Below are 26,740 nucleotides of genomic sequence, written 5' to 3' on the forward strand. Positions count from 1 at the left end.
CCGGCATTACAACCCTCTCTTTCCCTCCGCCCAATAGGGTTGAGTGCGGATATTGCGTTGCTCCACGCCGCGGGCTTTCAGGATGCTCCGGAATAATTGAATCGATGCCGCGTTGCCGGTAAGATAATATACGAAAGCGCCGGCCGGCAGGCCGGAGTTGTGGAGATTCCGTTCCAGCAGTGCTTCCAGGTGGCGGGCTTTATCTTCCCTGTGCTTGTCGAGCACGTCGGTCGCCAGCCCTATGTCTTCCGGCAGAAAGGCATTGACGGCGTCCAGTTCCATGATGCCGGTATAGAACTGCCGCCGCTGCATGATCTCACTTTCCATCGATTTATACAATCCGATCGTAGTTTCATCCCCAAAGAAGAAATGATAAGGATGATCCCGGTAAAGATGGCGTCCTCTGGGCATCACCATCTTCACCGTGTCACCGGCTGTAAGCCCCGCTACATAGTCGCTGCCGGGCCCATTGCCGTGCAGGTGAAAGATGATCTCACATTTGTTTTCTTCCGGCGAAAAATAAGAAGGCGTATAGTTTCTGAACTCCGTGGCGCTGACGCGGAACGCCACGGCGTAGCCGGTCTTGTGTGTGGCGCCGTGCAGGTCGCCGGAAAAGCATATCTTTTTAACGGAAGGGCTTAGTGATGCCGTATCGCAGACCTTCAGGTGCAGCAGGCGGGATGACATCAGGCTTTCCATGGCGTCGCCCATCCATTTCGGTACGTGTGGCATAGTGTGTTTTTACCATGCAAAGCAACGGCAGCAGGGTGGGATCGGCAATGGAAGAATAGCAGCAACGATTGGACTATTCGCGGTGCTTTTGCCGGAATGCGAGCGGTGGCATGCCGGCGATCTTGTGAAAAAGCCTGGAGAAATACGTATGATCTTCATACCCCAACGCATATGCGATCTCTTTCACGGTAACATCGGTATAGTATAACATCCTCTTGGCTTCGAGGATGATCTCCTGGTGTATCCAGTAGCTGACGGGCATGCCGGTGGTCATCCTGACGGCTTCGTTGAGGTAGGAAGGAGAGATGTTGAGCGTATTGGCGTACGCGGAGGGGCTTTTGATGGTTTTATAGCTGGATTGCAAAAGGCTTTTGAATTGCCGGGTAATGAGCGCGGGTCTTTTAGCGGCCGGCTGTCCGCTTTCCATTTCAGTGGCATAGGCGCGGGCGAACAGGCCGGTCATGGCATCCGCGAGGGAGCGGACCACCTGCTGCCTGAAGGGGCAGCTGTCCGCCTGCAGGAATTCTTTTTCGAGCAGCTGCATGCAGGCGCCAACCCTTTCCATCTCACTGCGCTTCAGCCGCACTGCTTGCAGTTGCGGTAGCTGCAGTTCGAATACCGCGCGGTAATGGTCGCTGATATAGGACGTGTCCATCGCCACGAACCAGGCGCTGGTGTTATGCAGCGCAATACCCTGGTGCACCTGTCCCGGCAGGATGCATAATAGCGCGCCGCCCCTGACCTTCAGTTCGTTAAAATCCAGCATCATCCGGCCCATGCCTTTTTCCAGCAGGATGAAGATGTAATGGTCATCCCGGTGGGCGTTCCGGATGCGCGGGCCGGAAATGCTCTGGTTATCGTACTTCCTGATGAATATGCCCTGCCTCGCTTTTTCGTTGAGGGTATGAACAGGGATAGCGGATATTTTTGACATAGACGCCGATTTCGTTTGCAAAGATCAGATTTTTATGATTATATTTCAGTATGACCCGTTATGTAGCTGTTTGTATGATATAACACTCTTTACCCAAAAATCTTTTTAATCTATGAAAGCACTCTTTATTGCAGCAGCAGTGATGCTGTCATTCGCCTGTAAACGCGAAAACGTATCCGTTACGCCCGAAACCCCCGAAACACTGCAATCTGTTGAAACGGCGGCGGCAACTCCCAGGGAGATCATCATCTGCGATCAGAAGAACGCCCGCATTGTGATGGTAGACGTTGCCAACGGCAATGCCATTACCTGGGAATGGAAAGCCACCGCATCCTACGCCATGATCCGCTCCGGCGCGCAGGGCTGGTTCTCCAACCTCAGCGACGCCAAGCTGGTATACAATGGCAGCTACGTGCTGGCCACGGCTTCCGGCGGCGGTGTGGCGCTCATCAAGGTATCCACGAAGAAGGCGATCTGGTACGATTATGCCGGCGGCAACACGCATTCCGCCGAGCTGCTGCCCAATGGCAATGTAGTCACAGCATCCACTACCGGCGGCTACCTGAAGATCTTTTCGGTGGATTCCTACATTAATGACCAGTCCGCACAAACAGGCCCCATTGCCTTTGAAGACGTGCACAATGTGGTGTGGGACCATCAGCGGCAGGTGTTGTATGCTGCGGGCAAGAACAAGCTGAAGAAGTTCAGCTATAACGGCAGCTGCATGTCGCCGTCCCTCACATTGCTCGCCACCTACACAATGCCGCAGGGCAATGCGCACGATCTCTTCCCGGTGTACGGCAGCACCACGGAGCTTTGGCTCTCCAACTCCAATTATGTTTACAGGTTCAATGTAACAACGGGCGCATTCACGCTGGTGAAGAACCAGAGCAAGGTGAAGTCCGTTTCCTCCGGCCCTTCCGGCTACCCGGTGATCGCGGCGATCGCGAACGGGAATGGCGGCGAAACCTGGCGGACGGACAGGGTGACGGACCTGAATGCGGGCAGCGCTGTATTTACCAATTCATCTTTCGGGTTGTACAAAGCGCGCTGGAAAGTGGTGAATACGTTCAGCTACCCGGCGGGCGACAGCTTTCATGAGTGCACGCACTAGGCGGTTGCGAGGATGGACAAAAACATCCCGGAAATAGCGCTTATATTTATCGTATGCAAACATCTTTCCTGGCAGCGGCGCTGCTGCTGTCCGCTGCCACTATCAAAGCGCAATCTCCGGTTGACAACATCCGCCTGAACCAGGCCGGCTTTTATCCTGCCGCACCGAAAATGGCGGTAGTGACCGCTTCGGAAGATGACCGGTTTATTATTCGTAAAGCCGATGGAAAGACGGTGGTTTTCAGTGGTACACTGGGCGCCGTGCAGCGCTCTCCCTATTCGGGAAAGGAAAGCCGCATGGCCGATTTTTCCGCCTTGCGCGATACCGGCCGCTTTGTGCTGGAAGTGACGGGCGCAGGCCGTTCGCATGTTTTTTCCATCCGCCCGGCTGTGCACGATGCGCTGGCGAAAGCCGCGCTGAAAGGGTTTTACTACCAACGCACCCTCATCCCGCTGAATGCTGCTTATGCGGGGCGGTGGAGCCGTGCGGCGGGGCACCCGGATACCGCTGTGCTGGTACATCCGTCCGCCGCGGGCCCGGGGCGTGTGGCCGGCGCCGTTATATCTTCTCCGGGAGGATGGTACGATGCCGGTGATTATAACAAGTACATCGTGAACTGCGGGATCACCATGGCTACTTTGTTGTCGCTGTACGAGGATTACCCGGCTTATTGCAGAACGATGGGAACGAACATCCCCGAAAGCGGCAACACGTTGCCGGACTTGCTGGATGAAATTTTGTTCAACCTCCGCTGGATGCTGACCATGCAGGACCCTGCCGACGGCGGCGTATATCACAAGCTCACCAACCCCGCATTCGACGGTATGATCATGCCGCACGAAGCGGTCAAAACAAGATATGTTGTACAGAAAAGTACGGCGGCGGCGCTGGACTTTGCCGCGGTGATGGCGCAGGCGGCGAGGGTATTGAAGGCTTTCCCCCGCGAGCTGCCCGGCCTGCCGGACTCCTGCCTGAAAGCCGCGGAGACGGCCTGGCAGTGGGCGCAGCAAAACCCTGTTGTCTATTACGATCAACAGGCCATCAACAATCGTTTTGATCCGGATATCAGTACCGGCGCGTATGGCGATCGCAATGTGCGGGATGAATTCATGTGGGCGGCCTCCGAACTGTTCGTCACCACGCAAAAAAATATCTACCAACCCGACCTGCAACTGCCCATGCAGCTGCCTTCGTGGTCGCAGGTGAGCATGCTCGGGTATTACAGCCTGCTGCGCGCCGGCCATCCTTTGCAGGCACAGCTGGAGAAATGGGTGGAAACGATGGCCGCCGGCGTGGAAACGCAGCCCTATCACACGGTGATGGGCGGTACCGCGCGGGACTTCGTATGGGGCAGCAGCGCCGTTGCCGCTAACCAGGGCATTGCTTTGCTGTACGCCTACCGCTTTACCGGGAAGAAGATCTATCTGCGCCATGCCCTCGGTAACCTGGATTATTTGCTGGGGCGTAATGCAACAGGTTATTCATTTGTGACGGGCATCGGCGGGAAAACGCCCATGCATCTGCATCACCGGCCTTCTATCGCGGACGGCGTTGCGGCCCCGGTACCGGGATTGCTGGCCGGTGGCCCGAACCCGGGGCGCCAGGACGGCTGTAAATACCCGTCCACCGCCGCGGACGAAGCCTATGTAGATGATGATTGCTCCTATGCTTCCAACGAGATCGCGATCAACTGGAACGCGCCGCTGGTATACCTGGCCGCTGCGATAGAGGCCTTGCAGGAGGAGCTTTAGAATATGTTTATCCCGGTGTTCATCAGCAAAAGATAGCAAATGATGAACACGATGGCAAAGGATAAAGACAACGCAAAATAGCGCTGGACGAGATGGCTGCCCTTCCGGAAAGGCATCAGGAAGATGAGGTTGAAGCACCATACCGTCAACGCCACTACGAAATTCAGCATCACAAATACCGCGGTATAGACTATGGCGAAAACGGCCGGCTGCAGCACAATGCCGGAGAACAATCCATATAACGCCCCCATCACCGCGCTTACCGGCACAAACCATAATGCATACCGGAACCCGGCCCGCATGTTGACGGCAAAACTTTTCGACGCCACGCCGCCGGCTATGGTCGATATAGGCCGGTAGCCATTGCGTCGCTGTTTCCGGTAACGCGGCCACCAGATGATAAAGCCGGTAACGAACAGCACCAGCGGCATCAGCCCGCCGATCAGCGCAACGATCTGCGTGGGCCTGCCCCCGAAGCTGCCGTAATGCAGCGACGCCAGCCATCCGAGGTAAGCGTCCCCCGATTCGGGAAAATCATGGCGGCTGTTCAGTAATATCTTACCACTGTATTGATCGATGATGAGCATTTCCCGCTTGCCGTTATGCTGCACATTTTTACCCAGTATGTCCAGCCGGTAGTTGCCGGTACTGTCCACCGGGAGGCTCACCCCGGCGATCTTTCCGTCAGGCATCACTTTGCTGCCGATAGCCACGATGGCTTTCAGCGGGAGGGGTTTGGCATTTTCCGTGTAGGTGGATCTGGCGCCTAACAGTTGCGCCACGCCCTGGGGAGACTGCCCGTCCAGCAAAAAAAGCAGGGCGATCACCAGCGGCGAGAAAGTAAAGCAGATGCCGGTGATGGACAGCAGGCTGACCACCGGCGCGGAATAAAACCCCAGTACGTTGTGCCAGTCGTAATTCTGCCGTTTGAAACCAGCGCTGAATTTCACCGTCAGCACTTCTTTCAGGTATTTCCATTTTTGCGGTATCCATAAACGGAGGCCGCTGATGGTGAGTATCAGCAGGCAAAGCGTGGCCAGCCCCACAATGTATCTGCCCACGGCGGGCACCAGCAGGTTGCGGTGCAGTTCGGTAACGATGTGAATGAACGTGCTTTCATGCAGTCTTTTCCCGCTCAGCTCCACCGTGTACGGGTTGATGAAAAATTCTTCTTCCGTTTTGAAATTGAACAGGCGGTAGGCGAGGTTGGGCTTATTTTCCACGTCGTTCGAAATGTAGTCGAAATGCAGGTCGGGATATTTTTTCCGGATGATCGGTACAATTTCTTCGATAGGCATTTTCTCCTCCTGTTCCATTACGTAGAAGAGTTCGGGGTTCATGGCGCGGTCGATCTCGTCCTGGAAAACGAGGATGCTGCCGGTAACGCCAACAAATGCTACGATGGCGCCTGCAATAATGCCCAGGTATACATGCCATTTGCCAAACCAGCGTTGCTGGTGCTTTGCCCAACGGGGGCGGAGTGATCGTAAAAAGCCCATAAAGGGTAAATGTGGCAAAAAAAACAACAGGGGATTTACGCAAGAGGGAAAATGATTTGCGCAATAGGGAAATATTGGGCTTCATTTGTAACCTGATCCTCATATTGATGACCATATTTCCCGCTTGTTTTGCCATGTTATGGCCGTTTCCCGGTGGCATGGTTTTGGCGCCACTATTGTTTTTATCACCTTAAAATGCAGTGTTATGGCACCCAGAGACAGAGCAATCGGAAATGACGGGCTGGAGCAGGCTGGTTCCAATCTTGGTAACGATTACAGCAGGAACATTACAAGGGAAAAACAGGCGGACGACACATTGAATATCGTTGTGCCGAAGGGAAAGAAGGCAAAGGAGAAAAAAGAAAAAGAGAAGTTTCCTGCACAGAAACCGAAAAAATAATGAAATGAGGGCTGGCCAGGGACCAGCCCTTTTTTTTTATGTCATACGGACAACCTTAGCTGATCTTCTCCAGCCGCATGTCCATTTTGTTTTCCTTCGTTTTGTATTCCATGATCATCAGGAATCCCGGCTTGGCGGGGAGCACCGTTGTATTGCCGGTCTTCTCCTTCAGCAGCAGCTCGTCTTTCCGGAATTTGTTGCCGTTGTATCGGAGGATGTTGTAGTAGCCGCCTTCCTTGCGGGATTTCTTTTTATGATCGATGTAGCAGATGGAGAAATGTTTACGATCGCCCACGCCGGTGGTGAACCGGTAGTCGAAAGAGCGCGTTTCCTGCATCATGTTGGCAAAGTTGTGGGTGCTCACAAAGGTCGTATTCCATCCTTTGGTCTTGTCTTTCTTGTCGTATACATTGGCTCTTGTCAGCTTGTGTTTGTCATTGAACTCCATCACTACCACATCTGTAGCGGAGATCCTGGTCATATAAATGTTGCGGGTCAGCGGAAGCAATACGGTTGACAGTATAAACCCTCCCGGCCAGAAGCTCTTTTTATATCCTTCGCATACGATGAAGGTTTTGCCGTCTGGCCCCGCAATGGCTTCATGCGGGTAGAAGTAGCCCTGTTTCCTGGATTTGCCTTTGGTGTTCGTTTGCAGGTAGCGGTTGATCTCGGCGTACCAGGCATTGTAGGTCCTGTTCTGGATCCTGCCTTTTTTGTCCGCTTTGTAAAAAGCGATGCCTTCGCTGGAATGACGCCGTACTTTCGCATTTTTACGGAAGTAACGGCCCGTTACCAGCACGGTGTCCGTACCGGGTATGAAAGATGCGGCGATCGGCAGCATATTGTATTTTTCGCGGGATTCGTTGATGTCGAACTTTTTCTTTTTGTTATAGATGTTATAGGCGGTGAGCTTCACGGCATATTTGCGGCTGCTCCTTGTTCTCACTGTTTTTACGAGGAACACGCTATCTGTCTGGGCTAGTATTTCCGCGTGGTGCTTGAACCGCTTTTCCATGGGTGACGACAGCTTCCAGGATTTTTTATCCTCCGAATCGTAATAGTTCATCTCGTAGCCATAGATGCCTCTTTCCTTCAATGAATAGATGACGATGTAACCATGCAGGCCGGCATCGTGCAGGCTGATGTTGGCGTGGCCGGGTTTGTGCACCACGTGATCGCTGAGGCCGGGCTTACCAAAACCTTTGCTGTAGTGCCGCACATAGTGCTGCTTCAGCTTGCCGTCAAAACCATAAATGCGTACTTCCGCCTTAAAGGTCAGCGGATGAAAGAACAGGAAGGCCAGCGTGCTGTCGTTGCAGGCTGCTTCCCGTATCTGGATGGAGTTTTCGGCTTCGAACCGTATTTCCTTCACCTTGTTCAGGTTCTCGTCCATCACGTGCACCGTATAGGAATTGGTGTCTTTCGACAGCCGGTCGTTCATTGCGAAAAGGTAATATCCTTTGATCTGATTTTGATGAACGATGTAGCCGTTGTTTTGCAGGGAAGTCTGGTCGAGATCACTGATGCTGAGCTTTCGTTGGGCCGTTGCAGTGAAGGTAATGAGTATGGCGAGGAGTAATAATGTCTGTTTCATGCATCAGGATTTGCTGTAAGTGGAACTTTTGGCGGATTCGCTTTTGAAGGCGGGATAGCTGCCCAGCTGCGCGGCGAACTGGCTGAGGTAGTGGAAAGACAGCTCTGCGTATTCTTCCAGGTACAGGTTCTCGATGAATTGCAGCAGCGTATTGTAGCCGTTGCCATAAGCAGGCGAGGGCAGCTTGATCTTTGTGCCGAGCTTGTGCTGTTTCTGGGCGCTGTAGCAGCCGTTGAGGATCTTTCCTACCTGGGTCACCAGGTAAGGATCATCGGGTGTCTGCTGCAGGAGCAGGATCGTGTAGTACAGGCTGGCGGTGTAGTTATTGGCGGAATAAGCGTACTCAACGATCTCGTAACGGAAGAGCCTTTTCAGCTTTTCGAAGGATGCGGATGTTTTGTTCTCCGGTGTTTTATTAACGGAATACGTGGCTACGGCGGGTTCCAGCAGTTTGATCCTTGCCTGGCAGTCCGGGTGCGTTTTCATGGAATCCTCCAGTTCCTTGTCCCGGCTGAGGTTGGCGTGGCCGCCGAGAAGACCTTCCTGTTTGTTCAGCCAGCGGTCCTGGAAGGGATATTTTTTGGAATCGAACATCTGGCGGAGGCAGGCGTTCATGTTCAGGGAATCTTCATCGATCTTGTCCAGCATCGCCAGTGCGGAGAGCGCCTCCTGCAGATCGAACCCGGTGTTGCGGAGGAATGCGAGGCCGAGGGAGTCCGCTTCCGTTTCATGGTCGCGGCTGTGGCGGCGGGTGTCGAAAACGAGCCCCTGCTGCAGGGCTTCCAGCTTACCGAGCTTGTTGTACCGTGTTTTTTTGATCTGCCGCAGTTCTTTCTGCAGGTCTTTGGATGTGATATCGGTCACATATTTGGCCATTTTCTTTTCGCTGTGTTCCAGGTAATAGTGCGCCAGCTCATGGCAAAGCACAAATGCAGCCTGGCTTTCATTTTCCAGCTTTGAAAAAAGCCCCATGTTGAAGAGGATGATGCCCTGCCCGATGTAGCTCGCGTTCGGGGAAGCGGATCTTGAAAAGTAGCAGCTGATCTGCCGGTCCTTCAATTCCGGGTTGCCAGCTACAACGGCCGCCAGCAGACTGTTCATGTACTTTTGCGCCTCCGGCAGCGTGAATATTTCTTTGTCCTTGAACTTCGACTGGATGTGTTCCCATCTTTGTTCGTAGAGTTTCTCGTAATCTTTTTTGTTTTCGGAGGGGAGGTCTTTTACCATTTGCTTGTACTGCTTTTCGAACTTTCCGGAAAGCGTGCTGAGCGTGGCGGTATTGACGGTGGAGGGTGTGAATGTTTCCTTTGTCTGCGCGTGGGCGGGAAACGTGGCCGTGAGGGTGAGGCACACTGCGGCCAGGTGGAACAAATGATGTCGCATTGTTTTCAGGTAGAGGGATTTAATGTGGGGTAAATATATGAAAATAATTAGTATAGTGTTAGTGTTTCAAGGTTTTATGATACGCTTTGTTCGCTCATCCTTCGCTTTTTCAGTCAATTTTCACTGGCAGAGCGAAGGATAAGCGAAGGATGAGTATAGGATGAGCCAAGGTAATACGTCCTAAAGTAGGTTTACACCCTTGCCGGTAATCCTGGTTACGGTTTACATTGACTTGTGCTATTATGGGTTTCACCCCATGTTTTCATACAACTTGCCACATGTTGCCCCGTTTGGCATTCTGCAGCTGTAATTTCATATCAGATGGAAAGGAGGGGGAAATATGTGGACAGTGAGAGGCTGCGCTCCTATACCCAGGCAACAACAAGATAGTCATGATGTTATCCGTTGCTGAATGCTAGGCCCCACAAACAGACTTTTATTAATCGATCCATTGACAGGGAATTATCCTGAGCTATCTTCATACCAGTTTGCAGGTAATCTTCCTATTGACGTGATAGATTTAGATGGACTGGTTTTTTTTAGAATTCTATATATCATTACATGGAAAAAAGTTTTACGATATTGAGTTATAAATTATAATGACGTCTGAATGAATAATGGTTTTGGAATTCTAGTTAACTGTCTTGGAAGATGGAAAAAAAGTCATTGACTAAAAGGATAAGCTGGTCAAAACAGATTCAGAAAGCGATAAATCAAAAATTGATGGAAATGGAAACTAAAGCTATTGGTAAATATATTTTGATTGCATCGTTGTTAATAATATTTCTTTTCTTGTATTGGGGATAAAAGATGCAATAGTGATTAATGTATCAGTTGAGGATATTTTATTTTTAATTATTCTAGGTTTCCCCTCGGCTTTCATTCCTTCTTTTTTTATTTTCTTTTTGTATCTAGGGTTGAAAAGGCTAGTCAATAAGGTGAAAATAAGAAGCCTTTATATTTCTTTATTATGCATACTCTCGACAGGCTTTTTTCTATTGGTTGTTTCATTGAATTGGTATATTGTTAAGAATAGATACTTTAATTTTTTAGATTTTGTCACAAAAGACAATTTCTATTTCGTTTTTACAGCGATGTCTATGATAATAATACCGTTCGTTGATAAAAACACTGGCAGAGAACCAGTATAGTTTATACACTTATACCGGCTGGTTTTTAAAGATGGATAGCAGTATTGAGTTTTTAACAAGCTGTAGAATATGAAAAATCTCTAAATGTAAAGGTTCAATTAAACGTAGTTAAGCAGTTTATGAAATCTTGTATTATTTATAAAACATTTAAGGACGAATATAAAATAGTGGCTCAATGCGAGACTTCAGCCGGCTATTTATTGGCTGTTACACCTGTATTTATTATTCCTGTAAATTGCTCCGATGAGGACTTGTTTTCTACTATCTTGAAAGTGCTTAATAACAGCACTGAAAAGGTTAAAGCTCCTGCCAGGGATGATTTTCCAGAGCTTCAAAAAAAGATGCTCATTGATTTACAAGAAAAATCATTCACGAAATTATATACAGGTTCTACGAGTTGTGAAATCAGGGTGAAGGATAAGATACTGTGCATATACCCTAATACATTACTAACGGCAGGAAAACCCAGGGATGGCTTATCTTGGATAGAGGAAGACAAAGTTGTAATTGAAGAAAATGCGGTTAATGTTGATAACTTGGTTTTGCAAGTGAAAGAATTACTTGGCCGGAAATATTATTAATGAGGCTCTCGCAGTTATATCTACCATGAAACTGTTGGGAAGTAAAGCAGAACAGGAATTCAGGCAAGAATTTGCACGATCACATAAACATTTGTTTGAGTCCATGGGAGGAAAGTTCCTTTCAAGCGTGATACAAAAGATACTTTGCTAAAGATCGGCAAAGAAGAAGGTTGGAGTAAGGAAGCTATGAATGAAGTAAGAGCCGCGAAGGCAAGTTGGGAGCGACAATTGAAAAAGAAGGTAATTAATTAAGTTATGGAAGTAGTAAGGAAAATACGGGTGTTGAAAATGGACAAATATGAGCCTGTGGGAATTATTGCAACAATTTGTTTTCTTGATGGAGAGCCACCTAAAATAGGAGACATTGTAGAGTACAAGGACGACCGTTATAAGATTAATGGTGTGATTGTTTCTGGTAGTTCTGAAAAGATTAAAGATAATTGGTCGAATGGGTTCTATGATTGCAATATGGAAAAGGTTTAGTCCGGTCTTAAAGTCCAGATGTTCAATTTTATTATCCCTATCGAGTGCCTCGAGTTAATGTACTAAGAGTAGTATATAAAGATACGCTTGTCTTCGATATGATTCAGAAACATCTTACTCCTGTGGATGAGAAAGCTACTAGGCGGTTAGCTCTATTTTGTAAAAAAGGCAATTGAGAGTGTAGATTTGAGGTCGAGAATTATTTCACAGATTAGGTTACTCCGGTCTAAAGGCATACATTCATTTGTCAAGGAGAACGCTTATTGGGTTGCGACGACTACAAGTATTGATTCCTTTTATCAAGAGCTTAAATCAGTCCATCAAGATTATATTGAGTCTGATCTGGAAGAGTTAGATAAGAACACGGCTAAAGGTGCATTTTTGATTTCTGTTTTAAAGTTCAAAGTTGCGAGTCATCCTCCTGGTGATTTATTTAGATGGGTCATAATACATGTATTTGTGTCTTGTATACATTTTCTAATACATTTGGCAGTTGTAATATTCAGAAAAAGTAGAGGGACAATTTAACGCATAAAAAAGGGGCTGACCAACAATGGCCAGCCCCAAACATTTAAAAAACATCGCTACCGCTCCCACCCAAAATTCTGCACCAACACCCCGGGCGCTTTCGTGATCTCTACCGTAGGGATCGGCATCAGGTAATGATAGATATTGAACACCCTCGCCCCGCTGCGCACTGGCGTAGGCGTATAGAACGCTTCACCGCTGCCGTTGATGTTCAGCCCCATCAGTTCCGTGCATTCCGGTGTGTGGGCGATCAGCCAGCGGCGCGTGTCAAAGAAGCGGTGGCCTTCCATGGACAGCTCTATTTTCCTTTCATTGCGGATGCGCTGGCGCATGCCTTGCTTCGTGAGGTCGACGGCGCGGCCGGCGACAGGGAGTGGCGGCATTTTTACGCGGTTGCGCACTTCGTTGATGTAGTGATAAACTTCCGTGGTAGGGGATGGCAGGAACTCGTTCATGGCCTCCGCGTACCAGAGGTATACGTCAGCAAGACGGAAGATCGGGAAGTTGCGCATATTGGTGTTAGGCCGGTCGCGTGGGTTCTGGGTGGGGTCTACCCATTTCTGCACGTAGTACCCGGTGCGGGTGTTCTGGCCGGTCTTGTTGCCCCATCCGTCGTTGTTGCTGCCAACGTTCGTTACAAATTCGGTGATCACGTTGCGGTGCAGCAGCGGCATGCCGTTGAAGTATACGTCTGTGTAGAAGCGCGGGTCGCGGTGATGGTACATGCCGCGGATGCGTACATTGGCGGTTTTCCATGCTCTGTCGCGGAATACGCGCATGGTGGTGTCTACCCAGGTGTCGGGCGTATAGCCGGAGTTGGGATCGTCGATGGGGAGGCCATTGTCCATTTCATAGGAGTTGATCATGGCGTTGGTGAGGCTGAGGGAGCCGGAGCTGCCATAGTCGGTGCCGTTGGGCATCAGGTTCCGGTCCCACTGCTGGGCGTTGTAGGAGCCGCCTTGTTTGTGCCAGATCACTTCCGTGAGATTTCTTTTGTAGAACAGTTCCTGTTGCACGGGATGAAGATTGTAACGACCCAGGTTGATCACCTCCATGGCTGCGTCCGCGGCGAGCTTCCATTTATTGGCGTCGTATTGCTGGTTGAACAGGGCGGTGCCGTCGCTGTTCTTTACGGCCAGCAGGGTGCTTTTAACATTCTGGCCATTTACGCTGATAGGCTGACCGTCTACTTCTCCGCCGTTGAAAAGCGGGCTGGCGGCATATAACAGCGTTTTTGCTTTCAGCGCCAGTGCGGCGCCTCGTGTTACACGGCCGATCTCGTTGGGATCATCTTCATATGATAGCGGCAGGCCCGGTGCGGCTTCGTCGCAGAGGTGTACGATGAACTGCACCAGCTCGTTCACCGGCCGCCGGTCTTTTTTCAGCAGTTCGTCCATTTCCGATACCTGGTAATAGCGGTCTACGATCGGCACGGCGCCGTAGCGCTTGAACAGCTCGAAATAGTAAAACGCCAGCAGGAATTTTACTTCATTCTTGTAACGGGGGATGACGATGGTTTCATATTGCTCGCGGATGCTGGCTTCCAGCACCGGTACTTTGTCGATGTTTTCGAGGAAGTGGTACGCGATGCGGATGTTCTCGTACATGCCGTTATAGTTGCCGAGGGGATTGGATAACGGGTTCCAGGCGCCCTGTTCATAGAGGCGGGCATTGCTCTGGTCCCAGTTATGATAGGCTTCGTCGGAACCGGCGGAAAGCAGTGTGCCGTTGCTGCCGTCGCCGGCATTGAAGTCCCAGGGCAGGCGGCTGTACAGCACCGCGATCTCTTTTTCCGCCTGTTTGATATCCGTGAAAAGATCATCTTCCTGGTGAAACTCCCTCGGCACTACGTCGAGAAATTTGTTGCAGGCCGCAAACAATGAAGCGGACAGCAGCATCAGTATATAAATATTTAACTTTTTCATCCGTACAAAATGTTTCTTTAAAGGCCGGATGGAAACCCGCTGCCCAGCCCCCTGTATATTATATGTTATGCTCGTTTTCATACTGATTATTTTTCAAAACGATTAAAACCCTACGTTGATCCCGAAATTGTAGGTGGACATCAATGGATAGGAAGGAGAGCCATAGTTTTCTTCAGGATCAAAAAGCTTCACCTGATCCCAGGTGTACAGGTTATTGCCGTTGGCATAGATGCGTACATTCGCCATGCCCAGCCGTTTGATCAGGTGCACCGGCAGGGAATAGCCGATCTCCATGTTCTTGAGCCTTACGTAATTGCCATTGCGGAGATAATGTGTGCTGCGTTCAGTATTGTTAGGTGTTTTCTGGCTCATGGCGCGGGGAAATGCGGCATTGGTGTTTTCGGGCGTCCAGTAGTCTGTGCCTACAGCGTACATCACCTGCCTGAACTCATAGTTGGTGCCGAACATGGTAGAGCCGTCCGTGAAGAGCCATCTGCCGAAGCCGCCCTGGAAGAGAATGCTGAAGTCGAACCCGCGGTAGGAGAAGCCCGCGGAGGCGCCCATGATGGAGGTTGGTTCGGAATCCTTACCGATGTATGTTCTGTCGTAGGAATCGATGATGCCGTCGCCGTTTACGTCGAGGTAGCGCACGTCGCCGGGCTGTACCGTGCCGAAGAATGCCTGTGAGGGTGCTTTGTCGATCTCGTCCTGGCTCTGGAAATAGCCGGTGGCCACATAGGTCAGGATGTCGTTAAGCGAGCGGCCTTTGCGGGTCTGCCAGGGGCGGTCGGAGGTAGGTTCTTCGAGGTAGTCCAGTATCTTGTTGCGGGCGTAGGTATAGTTGCCGCGGATGAAATAGGAGAAATAGCGGCCGAGCTGCTTCTGATGTTTGAGGTCTACTTCAAACCCTTTGTTCTCCACCATACCGGCGTTGATGGTGGGCAGGTTGCCGGCGGGAATGCCCATCAGCGCGGAGGTGATACGGGAGGAGGTGGTGAAGATGCCCGTCCGTTTTTCATAGAACATGTCGGCGGTGAGTGACAGCAGGCTGTTCTTGATGTTGAAGTCAAGACCGAGATTGGTCATCCGTGCGGTTTCCCAGGATGTGAGCGGGTTGCCGGTCTTTCCTTCCAGCGCGCCGGGTTTGTTGTTCTGGTAGTCATATCCGAAGTTGTAGCCGCCGGCGGAAAGGTTCCACTGGCTTTGATAAGCGAAGCGGGTGCCGGGGTCCTGGTTGCCGACCATCCCGTGGGAAAGCCTGATCTTCAGCAGGTCTATCCATCTAACTTCTTCCATGAACGCCTCGCGGTTGATCACCCATCCCACGGAAAAAGAAGGGAAGAAACCAAACCGTCTGCCGGTCATGAAGTTTTCCGATCCGTTATAACCGAAGTTGGCTTCCGCGAAATATTTTTCATTATATCCGTAAGCGATGCGGCCTACCAGCCCCTGTTCGCGCCTTGGCAGCCCGTCTACGAAGTTCGTAGCGCGGCGGGATTCGTTCTTCAGCCGGTAGAGGACCATGCCGGAAACGTCGTGCTTGCCGAAGCGGCGGTCGTAGTTGATATAGAACTCGGGATTGATCTGCGTTTGCCAGTAGTCGTTCATCGTGGAGTAGTTCAAAAAGTCCTGGCCCTGCTTCACCTGCGTATATTCTCCATTTCCTTCATAGAGGAAAGACCAGTAGTTCTTCGAACGTTCAAAGCCGCCATTGCTCAGCGCATCGTAGGAGAATCGGGTGCGGGCGGTCAGTCCTTTTGTGATGAAACGCAGGTCCGCCGTGAAGCCTACGGTACCCTGCAGGTAAGAGTTCAGCATCCTTTTATAACCGCGCTGCGTCAGCTGCGCATAGGGATTGCTGTTGCCGCGGGCTGGTTCGGCAATGGAGCCGTCCGGGTTGAAGACCGGCATTTCGTAGGGCGCGGTGGTTTTCAGCGAAATGAAATATTCGCCGGCGGGAGGCGTGGGATAATTCCGGTAACGCACAATGGTGGAAAGGCCCAGCTCCGCTTTGAACCATTTGCTGATCTCCATGTCGATGTTGGAGCGGAAGTTGAACCTTTTTTCGTTCGCCTGGATGTTGTAATCCTTGATGGCATCGTCATGATTATAAATACCGTCTTCCGTGAAGTAGGAGCCGGATACGAAGTATTTGAACTTCTCCGCGCCGCCGCGCACGTTCACGTTGGCGGTGGTGCGCCAGGAGTGGTCTTTCAGCATGTAGTCCAGCCAGTCCACATTCGGATAGAGGTATTCATATTCCAGCTCCGCCGGCCAGTCGATGCTGCGGTCGTAGCGGGAGATGAATTCATCCGTATATTTCTCCGCTTCCGCCAGGCGGCCGTCGTTGATCAGCCCGGCGCGGTAATAGCGGAAGTACTCCACGGAGTTGAGGTATTCGGGCAGTCGGGTGGGGGTGTTCATGGCCGATTCCACGTTGAACTGCACGGAGGGCTTGCCCACCGTTCCTCTTTTGGTGGTGACGAGCACGACGCCGTTGGCGCCGCGTACGCCATATACTGCGGTGGAAGATGCGTCTTTGAGGATGGTGATGGATTCCACTTCGTTCGGGTCGATGAATTCGAACCCGTCACGCGGTACGCCGTCGATCATGATCAGCGGGCCGTTGCCGCCGGAGTAAGTGGATTGTCCGCGCAGCCATATGGAAGAGCCGTTGGCGCCGGGCTCGCCGCTGGACTGCCGGGCCATCAAACCGGGTAAGCGTCCTACCAGCGCGCTGGAAAGGTTCGATACGGCGGACTGCTTCAGCTCTTTGGTCTGAATGGAGGCGACCGAACCCGTGAGGGTGATCTTGCGCTGGGTGCCGAAGCCTACGACCACCACTTCGTTCAGTCCTGTTCTGTTTTCCAGCAGCGTGATACGCAGAGGCTGTTGCCCCCTGACGGCCACTTCCTGCGGCACAAAGCCGATCATCGACAATACCAGCGATGCGCCGGCGGGCACCTGCAAAGCGAAGGCGCCGTTTTCACTGGTGCTGGTGCCGGTAGAGGGACTGCCTTTCAGCATCACGGAAACACCGAAGAGGGGCGTGCCGGTTGAATCGGTGACAACGCCGCTGGCGGTGATCTTTTCCTGGCTGGTGTTGTCCGGCGCGGGTGTGGTCACGGCCTTTTTGATGACGATCATGCTGCCTACCACTTCGTACGTCAGTCCGCTGGGTTGCAGGATGTCGTTGAGTATCTGTTCCAGGCGCGCATCGTTGTAGCGCCGGGTGATCGTCGCCTGTTGCTTTACGAGTTTGTCCGGGTACGCGAACTTAACCTTGGATGCGGCGGAAATTTCCTGCAGCGCTTCATCCAGCGGTTTTTCTTTCAGCGTGATGGAAACCCCTTTCCGCAGCACGTCCTGCGCGAATCCGCCGGATGCGTGGAGGAGGGGAAGGACCAGCAATATCAATACTTTTGAGAAAGCCCTGCATCCTTTGGTAAAGGGCAATAGCGGGCATGCTCTACTCTTTGCAGATAGAGTTCTTTTCATAATTTTTAGCATTATAGTTGTACGATAGAAGGTTACCGGGTATTTCAGGTACGTGGAATATTACCCGGCTGGTGATCTGGATATCATAATTTCCCTTGGTTTAGTAGTTGCAGCCTTCCCCGGTGATGCGGTAGCTGTTGGCGGTGCGCACCGCTTTGCCATTGACAAGCTGCGCCAGCACGGCCATGACGCTGTCTACCGGTTCGCTTGTAAAGTCGGCGGATATGGTGCAGTCCGCCAGCTGTGCGTCGGGCCGTATCTCTACGCCATACCACCGTTCCAGCGATGCGGCTACCTGCGCCAGTCGTTTACCGTTGTAGACCACTTTATGATCTTTCCACAGAATAGCTTCCGCGGCATCGATCTGTTTGTTGAACGCCACCACAGCGCCGTTTTGCGTGCAGGCGGCCTGCTGCCCCTGTGTGAGTACGGTATTGCCGAGGCTAACCTTGCCGGTGAGCACGGTCACTTCCACCTGCCGGTCGCCCGGATAAGCGGTTATATTGAATGAGGTGCCCAGCACTTTTGTGACCACGTCCCCCGTATGCACTGAAAAAGGTCTTGCTGCATCCTGGCTCACTTCCAGGTATGCTTCGCCTTCAATGAATACCTCGCGTTTGTCCGCCGCAAAAGTGGCGGGGTAGCGCAGGGTACTGCCGGCGTTGAGCCATACGATGGTGCCGTCTTCCAGCTGCACCTGCAGCGTACGGCCGATGCCGGCGGATCTTTCCGTCATGGCGGCGACGGAACTATGGCCGGCCGGCCCTTGCTGCCAAAGGAAAAGTACGCCAAGCAGGGCTGCAATGCTGGCCGCCGCGGCCCAGCGCATCCATATGCGTCTTTTTTGTCCGGCTATGTTGCGGGAGATCCTGTGGAATACTTTTTCACCGTCAAATTCGCCGCTGTCTTCCACACCGGATGCTTCCGCCTTTTTAAAATACCGGCCAACCAGGTCGTCCAGCTTGCCGTCTTCTTTTCGCTTTATGGATCTTTTTCTTTTCATGGCCGATATACATTAAGATGCAGGAAAGGGTGGCATCCCCCAAAAGCGGAGGAAAATTTTTTTTCAGAGAAAGAAGGACATGAAGTCCCCAAGGGAAGACCGCAACCGTTTGAGCGCGATGGTCATCTGGTTTTCAACGGTTTTGGAGGAGATGTTGAGGTAGCTGGCGATCTCTTTATGGGAGAGCTTTTGCTCCCGGCTGAGGATGAAAATGGTGCGGCATTTCTGCGGAAGCTGCGCCACGTTCCGGTCGATGCATTGTAGCAGCTCTTTTTCCGTGACGGCGTCCGCGGCGGTGCTTTGTTCCACGAGCTGTTCCAGTTCGGAGATATTGACCTTTACTTTGCCGGAGCGGATGGTCATGAGCACGTTGTTGCGGGTGGCGGCGAAGAGGTAGGCTTTGAGGTTGTGAATAAGGAGGCGATGCCGTTTGCTCCAGAGGTCGGTGAACAGTTCCTGGATGATGTCTTCACAGGCTTCCCTGTCCTTCAGGATAGCATGGGCGGCGTGGAAGAGTTGCGCCGCATATTTATTATATACAGCCTCAAAGGCGCCGGCATCATCCTGCCTGATCATTTCGACCAGCGCATCGTCCGGATGGAATGCAGCTTCCCCTGTTTTCATAAATGTTGTTGGTATTTCATGCCGTGGCGCAAAACTGGTTGTCGTAGTCCTATGCGGGGTTAATTTATAATAATTTTTGGATATTCCCTACATTTGCATTGACACCCCAAATCGTTCAACCTCAAATATTCATTCCATGACAGCTAAATCTGCCGCTGACCTCGTGAAGGAAGCCAAACAGCACATTGAGAACCTGACGCCGCAACAGGTGCAGGAAGAATTATCCAACGGTCATGCCACATTGATAGACATCCGTGAAAGCGAAGAACTAGCGCAAAACGGCAAGATAGCCGGCGCCGTACATGCGCCGCGGGGCATGCTGGAATTTTATGCAGATGCTTCCCTGCCTTATCACAAACCGGCATTCGACAAAGGGAAACGGCTCATACTGCATTGCGCGTCCGGCGGCCGCTCCGCGCTGGCGGTGCAAACGCTGCAACAGATGGGTTATGAGAACGTCGCGCATATGGACGGCGGCATCAAAGCCTGGAAAGAAGCGTCTTTGCCGGTGGAAGAATAATATTTGGGAGCATTCCCGCAAAATGGGAACGCTCCCATGTCGTTTGTTTGCCGGTATATGCACAGGATATTTAGCGGTATTATTATTTTGAACGATGAGCCACAAGATAGTTCCCGTTATATTCCTGTTTCTGCTAAGCGCCTGCGCGCAAAACAACCTTCACTTTTCAGATCCCTCCGGCAAAATATCCGCACAACTGCACGTCACCGACGGCAAACTGTTATGGTCCGCCACCGCCGGCGAAAAGATGTTCGTTGAACCGTCCGCTGCCGGTATACAACTCTCTGATGTAGCGCTGGGAGAAGATGTACGGGGCATTACCGTATCGCGGGAAACGATCACCGGCGAAAGCCGTGTATATGATGTGACCGTGAAAGGAGAGCAGTACACCTTCGGGATGGAATTCCGCCTGTTCCCCGATGGCTGCGCTTTCCGGTATAAGCTGCCCGGTGAAGGAGTAACGCATGTCCGGAAAGAATTCACGTCATTTACCATACCGGCATCGTCCCGCGTATGGTTTTTTGAAAGGAACAGCGCCTGGAAACTGAAATCTTATGCGGGATGGTGGACGCATACAGTGGTGGACAGCCTGCCGGTGATCTCCTCATCCGGCCCGGTGCAGGGCAAGCCGCTGGTGATACAGCTTGATGACAAAAGTTACACAGTGATCACCGAAGCCGCGCTGTACGATTACAGCGGCATGCGGCTCGAGGCGACGGGCGGCCGCAAAGTGCAGGTGAATTTCACCGAAGGTGATAAAGGGTTCGATGTGCAGGGCGGACAGTATACGCCCTGGCGTGTGGTGATGTATGCGAAAGACCTCAACAGCCTCGTGAACAACCAGATGATCGTGGCATTGAATCCCCGCCCGGACAGCGCATTGTATAGCGACGTATCCTACATTCAGCCGGGGAAAGCGGTATGGAGCTGGATCACCCGGAAGGAAAATTATATGCAGCCGGAAGAAGAAAAACGTTTCATCGACGCCGCATCCGCGCTAAAATTTGAATACACTTTGCTGGATGAAGGCTGGGAAACCGTGTGGCCGGATAAATGGGCGCAACTGAAAGACATCTGCGGTTATGCCGCCGCGCGGCACGTGAAAGTATGGGTATGGCGCGATTCCAAACGGTTGCGCGAGCCCGCGCAGCGCGATGCGTTTCTCGACAGCCTGGTGCTTTGCGGCGTTGCCGGCGTGAAAACGGATTTCATGAACAGCGAAGCAAAAGACCTGGTGGACTTCGAGACCGGTTTTCTCAAAGCTACCGCCGCACACAGGCTGATGGTGAATTTCCACGGATGCCACGCGCCCACCGGCGAAAGCGTCACCTATCCCAATGAAATGACCCGGGAAGGCATCCGGGGTCTTGAGCTGAACAATATGAACGAACCGATCCCCGCCTGGCACAACGCCGCGCTGCCGTTCACCCGCTTTTTATGCGGGCATGGCGACTATACGCCGGGCTTCTTTTCCAACAAAGGTCCTACTACTTACACGCACCAGCTGGCATTGATGTACCTGTTCAATTCACCTTTTCAATGCATGGCCGAAAATCCCGTAACGATCTTGCAGGATTCATTGTGCGCACCGGTCATCCCTTTGCTGCAAACATTGCCGGTCACCTGGGATGAAACGCGGGTGCTGGAAGGCAGCGAGATCGGCAAGCTGGCGGCGCTGGCGAAAAGGAAAGGGAACGAGTGGTATGTGGCGGTGATCAACGGAACGGAGCAGGCGCAGGAGTTTGTATTGCGGCCTTCTTTCCTCGGTGGAAAAGATCACACGGCGCTGGTGGTGAGCGATGGGGAGGGGTTTGTGCTGGAGGAGAAAAGCATGAAGGCAACGGATACGGAGAAATTTGTGATACCCGCAACAGGTGGGTTGGTGATCAGGTTCATGTAAACGCGATAATTTCCAATACGCCGGCATGATGCTGGCAGCGGGCTATTCCCGGCACCTGAACTGGTTTGTAGGCCTCTGGGCGGCATGCATTTTGAGCGCGGTATAACATGAAGCGGAGTGCAGGTATTTTGTTATACAGGATCATGGACGGGCAACTGCAATTCTTCCTGGTGCATCCGGGCGGCCCGTTTTTTGTTCGCAAGGATGATGGGCACTGGACGGTGCCCAAGGGCGAGTTCCCGGCGGACGAAGATCCGCTGGACGCGGCGGTGCGCGAGTTTGAAGAGGAAACCGGTTACCGGCCTTCCGGCGATTTCATACCGCTGCATCCTGTTGTGCAGAAAGGAGGGAAGAGGATACTTTGCTGGGGCATGGCGGGAGATCTGGATACTGCAGCTCTTCGCAGCAATACGTTTGAGCTGGAATGGCCGCCGTCGTCGGGCAAGAAGAAAGTGTTTCCGGAAGTGGATAGGGGAGGATGGTTCAATATGGAGGATGCGCAACGGAAGATAAAGGCAGCGCAGATACCTTTGCTGGAAGAGCTGGCGGGAGTGTTGGGAATGCATAAACCGGGCTGACCATTACTTCTGGCCAGCCCGTTCTATTATTTATTTCGCAGGCGTGATCACGATCTTTCTGAATTCGATCGGGCCGTGGTCGCCCTGGATGTAGATCGGGCCGGGTTCGCCTTCGTTGCTATCCAGTGCGCCGCCGGTGATGCCGGGGATCTCCTGGTTGCTGATCACGGTTTTCCCGTTCGCTACGATCGTTACCATTCTTCCGATCAGTGTAATATCATAGCGCTGCCATTTGTCCGGCCCCAGCGCGTTGATCTCGCTCGGTGCGAGGAATCCATATACGCCGCTGAACAGCACGCTCGAAGGATGCGCGTCTTTCGGGCTGTCTTCGATCTGTACTTCGTGGCGGCCTCTCAGGTACACGCCGCTGTTGCTTCCTTTCTGGTATCTGAACTCCACATGCAGCTTGAAGTCGGTGAACTTTTGTTCGGAGATCAGGTTGGCGCCGGAATGCGGACTGGTGAGTATACCATTTCTTACTTCCCACTGGTTTTTACCCATGGCTTTCCAGCCGGAGAGGTCTTTACCGTTGAACAGGTTGATGGCTTTGCCCCACACCGGCGCGGTTTCCCGTTTCAGATAGGGCGCCTTCACGCCTTTCCAGTTATACTTCTGGCCGGTGTTGGTCGTGATGGTCCCCTCAATGCCGGAAGCCGTCAGCTGCCCTTCGATCACAAAATACCCGTCGCCGCTTTCCCATTGGGGGGGAATGGAAAAGCTGAACTTACCGTTATCAAACTTCACTTCCGCCACGGGCCGCGCGCTGCCGGAGGTGCCCACAAAATATCCCACCAGCGTTTTGTGGCCGGACAGCTTTACTTCCAGCCAGGAGGGGGCGGATTTTCCGTTTTCATCGACCGTAATGTCCCAACGCCCGATGAGGTCTTTGGCGTCAGCCACCGTGTGGGTTGCCGCGGAAGCAGCGAACGCGGGCACAACAGCGCCTGTCATCAACAAACAGCTCATACCCAGTACAAGAAATTTTTTACGCATAACAACAATTGATTTTTTTTCTGTGCTTATCAGGTAACAAGATAAGCATTTATTATCTATTCCTCTTTCAACAGGATGTTCCGGTACTCCACTTTCATGGGCGGGCCTACGTGCACCTGCACGCCTATCCAGCCTTTCGTTTTCCCGTTGACGGTATCGTTGTCCGTTACATCGCTCATCAATACGCCATTAACGTAATGCTGCAGGCGGTTGCCTTTCACGATGAGGTGATATTCATTCCATTCATCTCCGTCCTTTATATTCATTTTCAACGAATCCGCGTTGCCCAGCGAGCGGGTTACCTGCATGGGGCTCCACGCATTGTTTTTGATGCCGTCCGCGAGCGTTCCGGTGGAGGGAGGGATGAGCGTTTGCTGCCCGACGTATGCCAGTGTGGTGCGGCCCTTTTCCTCGTAATTCTGACCGGTGTAACGTTTGCCGCCGTCCATATCCGCCTGGTAGCCTTTTAATGCAAAGGGCACATCATCCAGCCTTTCACTGCGGTAGTTGATGCCGCTGTTGCCTTCCGCGGAAATGCGGAACTCCGCTTTCAGCTCAAAGTCCGCGGGCTGACCGCCTTTCCAGATAATGAATGTATTTCTTTTCAGCAGCGTGGCGGGTGTTATTTTCCCAACGATCGCGCCGTTTTCCACGCTCCAGTAAGTAGTATCTCCTTCCCATCCGTTGAGCGTTTTTCCGTCGAAGATGGGTTTGAATTTTTGGGTGCTGTCGGTATTGCTGCAGCTTGCCAGGGCCAGTGTTGCCTGCAGAAGCGCCAGTGAAACAAGTTTGAGCATGTTATTTTTTTTCTTTGATGGAATAAATGGTATCCTTAGGATTGCCGCCTGCTTTCAGATAGGCGAGCAGGTCTCTCAGCTCTTCCGGGTTCAGGGTGTTGATCATGCCCGGCAGCATGGGAGAAACTTCCGACACTCTTGTGCGCAATACATTTGCTTTGCTTACTTCCTTTCTTTCCAGCGGAGCGAAGGGGTTCTGCGAGATGTAATATTGGGTTTCATCCTGGTTGACGAGCCGGCCCATGGTGGTGCCGCCGCTTTTCAGGTAGAAGACCGTAGCGCCGTATTGGTCAGAAATTGTTTTACTCGGCTCGATGATGGATTCGAGGATGTCTTTATTACTGAAGCGGGAACCCAGCTGCGTCAGGTCCGGACCAGCGATGCCGCCTTCTCCCTGCATCGAGTGGCAGGAGGCGCAGAGCGTGGCGGTGAACATGGCCTTTCCGCGTTCAAAATTACTGTTGGCGAAACTCAATTCGTCTATCGTCTTCAATGCCTCGTCCACTTTCCAGTTGCGGCCCGGGCCTTTGGGCTGCATGCTGGCGGTGGCGCTGTTGACGGTGTTCAGTAAGGAATCGCCTGATATGATGTTGAAATGATCGAAACGGTCTTTCGGCACATGCTGCAGGGCGAGCTTGCGCGCTTTGTCGATATACCCGATGAAGCTGAAGCCTCCCTTATAGCTGAATGCTTTATAGAACCATGAAAAATAGGCTTCCTGCAGTTCGGGCGTCCAGCCTGTCTTTGCCTGCGTCAGCACATTGGCGTAATAAGTTTGTTGTGCCGGGGGGACTTTCGACAGTACGCTGGCAATGGTCATGCCGTACTGCGGGTTCCGCATGATGAGGTCTGAAGACGCGGTCATGGTATGTTGTGTGCTGTCGTCTTTCGCGGTTTCCAGCAATGCCACGGTTTTCTTTACGGCATCGGGTGCTTCCAGGTATACGAGCACTTTGCTCAGCATGCGGTTCAGCTCGTTGGTGGGAGCGGGATAGTGCGGGCCCAGGTAAGCGGTTATTTTTTCCAGTTCACCGGAAGATGGTTTTCCCATGCGGGAGAGCACCAGCTCGAAAGCCCGGAGGATGTCTACCTGCTGCGGTCCGGAAAGCTGTTGATAGTGCACGCTCATCAGCTGCTGCAGCAGCCTGTCTTTGACGGCAGGCTGTCCCTGCCGTGCCAGTGCGATGGCGGATTGAATGATGATGACAGGATCTTTTTCCGCGAGGGCGCGTTCCTGCCACTCCGCTACCGGCTGATGTTCCAGCGCTATGCGCGCGGCGTAGCGGATAAAGCGGTCATTATGCTTCAGGTAGGGCCAGGCAACATCCACCGCGCCATTCTGCGCTTTTCCGTGATATTGCTCCAGCTTTTTGCGTATCTGCTGGTCTTCTGTCAGCGCTTCGGCTTGAAGTGTTTCCGTATTGCCGGTATTATCGCCGTAGTACACACGGTAAAGATCCGATTCAAGCCTGCGGCCGCCGGTGAGGAAATACAGGGCGCCATCCGGGCCGATCACGCCGTCCGTTAAAGGCAGGGAGGAGCCGGATACGAATTCTTCTCCTGTTGCGCGGTAAGATGCGCCGTCCGGTTCGAGCTGGACCGCATAGATGATGCCGAAGCTCCAGTCAAATGCAAACAGCGATCTGCGGTATTTTTCCGGGAACCGGGCGTTGCCGCCGTATATAACATTGGTCGGCGATCCCTGCCCGATGTTGAGTATAGCCGGCAGGTTATCCGGGTATGCGGGCGACCATTTGCTGTTGCCGGTGCGCCAGCCGAATTCGCTGCCGGAAGTAGCGTGACAGATGCGGGTGGGGCGGTACCAGGGCAGGCCGATGTCCCACTCCATATCGGAATCGTAGACGAACATTTCACCGGCATCGTTGAATGCAAGATCGAATGGATTGCGGAAGCCGGCGCTGATCAGTTCCCAATGGCTGCCATCAGGATCGACTTTTGCGATCCAGCCTCCCGGTGCTTTGCGGTTAGCGGCATGCCCGTTAGGATCTACGATCAGCGGAAAGAGATTATCTTCTTTCCAGTTGGAAGGCAGACGGTAGGCGTCCATTGGCGGGATGTCCGTATGATTGCCGGCGATCACATAAATGGATTGTTTGTCCGGCGAGAGCACCACGCTATGCGGGCCATGTTCTCCTTCCCCGTTCAATGCTTTCAGCAGGGTGATCTTGTCGAACTGATCATCTCCGTCCGTGTCCTGCAGGCGGTAAAGCCCGCTGCCTTTGTCGAACTCGTCGTTGCTGCGGTGGTTGACCATCACATAGAGGCTGTTGAAGGCGTACAGCAGGCCCTGCGCGTATCCCATGGATACTTTCTGCCGCACGGAATCGGTGCCGGGAATGGTATCTGTTCCCATGCCGAGGTTTTCGATCTTTGGCTTTGCGGAGGAATCGGCGCCGACAGGCGGCAGCTCCAGCCGGTATAAAGCGCCGTACTGGTCGGATACGATCATCCGGCCTTTATCGTCAAAGGTCATGGATACCCAGGAGCCCTGGCCGTTATCAGACGGGCTGTACAGATGGTCGGCGTGAAAGCCTTCGGGAAGTTTGAGCTTGGCGACCCTGGGGTCTGTAGCAGATGTTTCCGGATGTCTGGTATTCGTACAGGCTACAAGGATGAGGGCGGCAGCCACCCATAGTGATCTGACATTCATAGTATCGTTCTGTGGAAGTTTGGTTGACGGAAAATAATAAAACGCGGGGTATTTGTCCGGATAATTGCCCGAACGGTTAAA

The 26,740-nt window shown here is 52.3% G+C and carries 20 protein-coding genes; 8 read left to right on the top strand and 12 right to left on the bottom strand.

The window, feature by feature from the left end:
• Positions 1–6 precede the first annotated feature (6 nt).
• Positions 7–732 carry a siderophore-interacting protein gene (locus tag CCY01nite_RS21655; protein WP_146866148.1) on the bottom strand — a complete coding sequence of 242 codons (726 nt, stop codon included), beginning with the start codon at positions 730–732 and terminating at the stop codon, positions 7–9.
• Positions 733–805: 73 nt separating this feature from the next.
• Positions 806–1,666, bottom strand: a complete 861-nt coding sequence (locus CCY01nite_RS21660) for a helix-turn-helix domain-containing protein (protein WP_146866150.1) — start codon at positions 1,664–1,666, stop codon at positions 806–808.
• A gap of 112 nt (positions 1,667–1,778) precedes the next feature.
• Here CCY01nite_RS21660 and CCY01nite_RS21665 point away from each other — a divergent pair, with 112 nt between their 5' ends.
• Together CCY01nite_RS21665 and CCY01nite_RS21670 are read left to right on the top strand one after the other, a co-directional pair.
• Positions 1,779–2,780: a DUF6528 family protein gene (locus CCY01nite_RS21665; RefSeq protein ID WP_146866152.1), complete on the top strand. Its 1,002-nt coding sequence runs from the start codon at positions 1,779–1,781 to the stop codon at positions 2,778–2,780.
• 53 nt (positions 2,781–2,833) lie between these two features.
• Positions 2,834–4,531, top strand: coding sequence for a glycoside hydrolase family 9 protein (locus CCY01nite_RS21670; protein WP_146866154.1), 1,698 nt, complete (start codon positions 2,834–2,836; stop codon positions 4,529–4,531).
• Here the strand turns inward: CCY01nite_RS21670 and CCY01nite_RS21675 are convergent.
• A complete protein-coding gene (locus CCY01nite_RS21675) occupies positions 4,528–6,030 on the bottom strand; it encodes a PepSY-associated TM helix domain-containing protein (RefSeq protein WP_146866156.1) in 1,503 nt (500 codons plus the stop codon). The genes CCY01nite_RS21670 and CCY01nite_RS21675 overlap by 4 nt on opposite strands.
• 205 nt (positions 6,031–6,235) lie before the next feature.
• Here CCY01nite_RS21675 and CCY01nite_RS21680 point away from each other — a divergent pair, with 205 nt between their 5' ends.
• On the top strand, positions 6,236–6,430 hold the full coding sequence (locus CCY01nite_RS21680; RefSeq protein WP_146866158.1) for a hypothetical protein: 195 nt from the start codon (positions 6,236–6,238) through the stop codon (positions 6,428–6,430).
• Between the two features lie 55 nt (positions 6,431–6,485).
• Here the strand turns inward: CCY01nite_RS21680 and CCY01nite_RS21685 are convergent, their stop codons facing one another.
• Together CCY01nite_RS21685 and CCY01nite_RS21690 are read right to left on the bottom strand one after the other, a co-directional pair.
• Positions 6,486–8,024: a DUF6770 family protein gene (locus CCY01nite_RS21685; protein WP_146866160.1), complete on the bottom strand. Its 1,539-nt coding sequence runs from the start codon at positions 8,022–8,024 to the stop codon at positions 6,486–6,488.
• A gap of 3 nt (positions 8,025–8,027) precedes the next feature.
• Entirely contained in the window at positions 8,028–9,407 is a 1,380-nt protein-coding gene (locus CCY01nite_RS21690) for a M48 family metalloprotease (protein WP_146866162.1), read from the bottom strand.
• 1,270 nt (positions 9,408–10,677) lie between these two features.
• On the opposite strand from CCY01nite_RS21690, the gene CCY01nite_RS21695 reads away from it, so the two are divergent.
• Together CCY01nite_RS21695 and CCY01nite_RS21700 are read left to right on the top strand one after the other, a co-directional pair.
• Complete coding sequence (locus CCY01nite_RS21695) at positions 10,678–11,139, top strand: hypothetical protein (RefSeq protein ID WP_146866164.1); 462 nt, start codon at positions 10,678–10,680, stop codon at positions 11,137–11,139.
• A gap of 255 nt (positions 11,140–11,394) precedes the next feature.
• On the top strand, positions 11,395–11,622 hold the full coding sequence (locus CCY01nite_RS21700; RefSeq protein ID WP_146866166.1) for a hypothetical protein: 228 nt from the start codon (positions 11,395–11,397) through the stop codon (positions 11,620–11,622).
• Between the two features lie 584 nt (positions 11,623–12,206).
• On the opposite strand, the gene CCY01nite_RS21705 is transcribed toward CCY01nite_RS21700, so the two are convergent.
• From CCY01nite_RS21705 to CCY01nite_RS21720, 4 genes are all read right to left on the bottom strand, one after another.
• Positions 12,207–14,075, bottom strand: a complete 1,869-nt coding sequence (locus CCY01nite_RS21705) for a RagB/SusD family nutrient uptake outer membrane protein (protein ID WP_186831195.1) — start codon at positions 14,073–14,075, stop codon at positions 12,207–12,209.
• A 102-nt stretch (positions 14,076–14,177) separates the two neighbouring features.
• Complete coding sequence (locus tag CCY01nite_RS21710) at positions 14,178–17,573, bottom strand: TonB-dependent receptor (RefSeq protein WP_186831196.1); 3,396 nt, start codon at positions 17,571–17,573, stop codon at positions 14,178–14,180.
• A 100-nt stretch (positions 17,574–17,673) separates the two neighbouring features.
• Complete coding sequence (locus CCY01nite_RS21715) at positions 17,674–18,576, bottom strand: FecR family protein (RefSeq protein ID WP_146866172.1); 903 nt, start codon at positions 18,574–18,576, stop codon at positions 17,674–17,676.
• A 63-nt stretch (positions 18,577–18,639) separates the two neighbouring features.
• A complete protein-coding gene (locus CCY01nite_RS21720) occupies positions 18,640–19,200 on the bottom strand; it encodes an RNA polymerase sigma-70 factor (RefSeq protein ID WP_146866174.1) in 561 nt (186 codons plus the stop codon).
• Between the two features lie 136 nt (positions 19,201–19,336).
• Here CCY01nite_RS21720 and CCY01nite_RS21725 point away from each other — a divergent pair, with 136 nt between their 5' ends.
• The 3 genes from CCY01nite_RS21725 to CCY01nite_RS21735 all read left to right on the top strand — a co-directional run bounded on the left by CCY01nite_RS21725 (position 19,337) and on the right by CCY01nite_RS21735 (position 22,198).
• Positions 19,337–19,720 (top strand): rhodanese-like domain-containing protein, encoded by a 384-nt coding sequence (locus tag CCY01nite_RS21725; protein ID WP_146866176.1) that lies wholly within the window; start codon positions 19,337–19,339, stop codon positions 19,718–19,720.
• A 94-nt stretch (positions 19,721–19,814) separates the two neighbouring features.
• Positions 19,815–21,620: a glycoside hydrolase family 97 protein gene (locus tag CCY01nite_RS21730; protein WP_146866178.1), complete on the top strand. Its 1,806-nt coding sequence runs from the start codon at positions 19,815–19,817 to the stop codon at positions 21,618–21,620.
• A 107-nt stretch (positions 21,621–21,727) separates the two neighbouring features.
• On the top strand, positions 21,728–22,198 hold the full coding sequence (locus CCY01nite_RS21735) for an NUDIX hydrolase (protein WP_146866181.1): 471 nt from the start codon (positions 21,728–21,730) through the stop codon (positions 22,196–22,198).
• Between the two features lie 30 nt (positions 22,199–22,228).
• On the opposite strand, the gene CCY01nite_RS21740 is transcribed toward CCY01nite_RS21735, so the two are convergent.
• Genes CCY01nite_RS21740 through CCY01nite_RS21750 form a run of 3 tightly spaced genes read right to left on the bottom strand, consistent with a single transcriptional unit; the run spans position 22,229 to position 26,659 of the window.
• Positions 22,229–23,191 carry a 3-keto-disaccharide hydrolase gene (locus tag CCY01nite_RS21740; RefSeq protein ID WP_146866183.1) on the bottom strand — a complete coding sequence of 321 codons (963 nt, stop codon included), beginning with the start codon at positions 23,189–23,191 and terminating at the stop codon, positions 22,229–22,231.
• Positions 23,192–23,247: 56 nt separating this feature from the next.
• A complete protein-coding gene (locus tag CCY01nite_RS21745) occupies positions 23,248–23,988 on the bottom strand; it encodes a 3-keto-disaccharide hydrolase (protein WP_146866185.1) in 741 nt (246 codons plus the stop codon).
• Position 23,989: 1 nt separating this feature from the next.
• Entirely contained in the window at positions 23,990–26,659 is a 2,670-nt protein-coding gene (locus CCY01nite_RS21750) for a c-type cytochrome (protein WP_146866187.1), read from the bottom strand.
• Positions 26,660–26,740: the final 81 nt, after the last annotated feature.

The sequence above is a fragment of the Chitinophaga cymbidii genome (assembly GCF_007992715.1).
Taxonomy (GTDB): domain Bacteria; phylum Bacteroidota; class Bacteroidia; order Chitinophagales; family Chitinophagaceae; genus Chitinophaga; species Chitinophaga cymbidii.

Excerpts from the sequence above, each read along its gene's own strand:
- CCY01nite_RS21715 (WP_146866172.1), bottom strand. The coding sequence starts at position 18,576 with ATGAAAAGAAAAAGATCCATAAAGCGAAAAGAAGACGGCAAGCTGGAC.
- CCY01nite_RS21710 (WP_186831196.1), bottom strand. The coding sequence starts at position 17,573 with ATGAAAAGAACTCTATCTGCAAAGAGTAGAGCATGCCCGCTATTGCCC.
- CCY01nite_RS21675 (WP_146866156.1), bottom strand. The coding sequence starts at position 6,030 with ATGGGCTTTTTACGATCACTCCGCCCCCGTTGGGCAAAGCACCAGCAA.
- CCY01nite_RS21745 (WP_146866185.1), bottom strand. The coding sequence starts at position 23,988 with ATGCTCAAACTTGTTTCACTGGCGCTTCTGCAGGCAACACTGGCCCTG.
- CCY01nite_RS21740 (WP_146866183.1), bottom strand. The coding sequence starts at position 23,191 with ATGCGTAAAAAATTTCTTGTACTGGGTATGAGCTGTTTGTTGATGACA.
- CCY01nite_RS21730 (WP_146866178.1), top strand. The coding sequence starts at position 19,815 with ATGAGCCACAAGATAGTTCCCGTTATATTCCTGTTTCTGCTAAGCGCC.
- CCY01nite_RS21655 (WP_146866148.1), bottom strand. The coding sequence starts at position 732 with ATGCCACACGTACCGAAATGGATGGGCGACGCCATGGAAAGCCTGATG.
- CCY01nite_RS21750 (WP_146866187.1), bottom strand. The coding sequence starts at position 26,659 with ATGAATGTCAGATCACTATGGGTGGCTGCCGCCCTCATCCTTGTAGCC.
- CCY01nite_RS21685 (WP_146866160.1), bottom strand. The coding sequence starts at position 8,024 with ATGAAACAGACATTATTACTCCTCGCCATACTCATTACCTTCACTGCA.
- CCY01nite_RS21680 (WP_146866158.1), top strand. The coding sequence starts at position 6,236 with ATGGCACCCAGAGACAGAGCAATCGGAAATGACGGGCTGGAGCAGGCT.
- CCY01nite_RS21700 (WP_146866166.1), top strand. The coding sequence starts at position 11,395 with ATGGAAGTAGTAAGGAAAATACGGGTGTTGAAAATGGACAAATATGAG.
- CCY01nite_RS21725 (WP_146866176.1), top strand. The coding sequence starts at position 19,337 with ATGACAGCTAAATCTGCCGCTGACCTCGTGAAGGAAGCCAAACAGCAC.
- CCY01nite_RS21705 (WP_186831195.1), bottom strand. The coding sequence starts at position 14,075 with ATGAAAAAGTTAAATATTTATATACTGATGCTGCTGTCCGCTTCATTG.
- CCY01nite_RS21695 (WP_146866164.1), top strand. The coding sequence starts at position 10,678 with ATGAAATCTTGTATTATTTATAAAACATTTAAGGACGAATATAAAATA.
- CCY01nite_RS21660 (WP_146866150.1), bottom strand. The coding sequence starts at position 1,666 with ATGTCAAAAATATCCGCTATCCCTGTTCATACCCTCAACGAAAAAGCG.
- CCY01nite_RS21720 (WP_146866174.1), bottom strand. The coding sequence starts at position 19,200 with ATGAAAACAGGGGAAGCTGCATTCCATCCGGACGATGCGCTGGTCGAA.
- CCY01nite_RS21690 (WP_146866162.1), bottom strand. The coding sequence starts at position 9,407 with ATGCGACATCATTTGTTCCACCTGGCCGCAGTGTGCCTCACCCTCACG.
- CCY01nite_RS21670 (WP_146866154.1), top strand. The coding sequence starts at position 2,834 with ATGCAAACATCTTTCCTGGCAGCGGCGCTGCTGCTGTCCGCTGCCACT.
- CCY01nite_RS21735 (WP_146866181.1), top strand. The coding sequence starts at position 21,728 with ATGAAGCGGAGTGCAGGTATTTTGTTATACAGGATCATGGACGGGCAA.
- CCY01nite_RS21665 (WP_146866152.1), top strand. The coding sequence starts at position 1,779 with ATGAAAGCACTCTTTATTGCAGCAGCAGTGATGCTGTCATTCGCCTGT.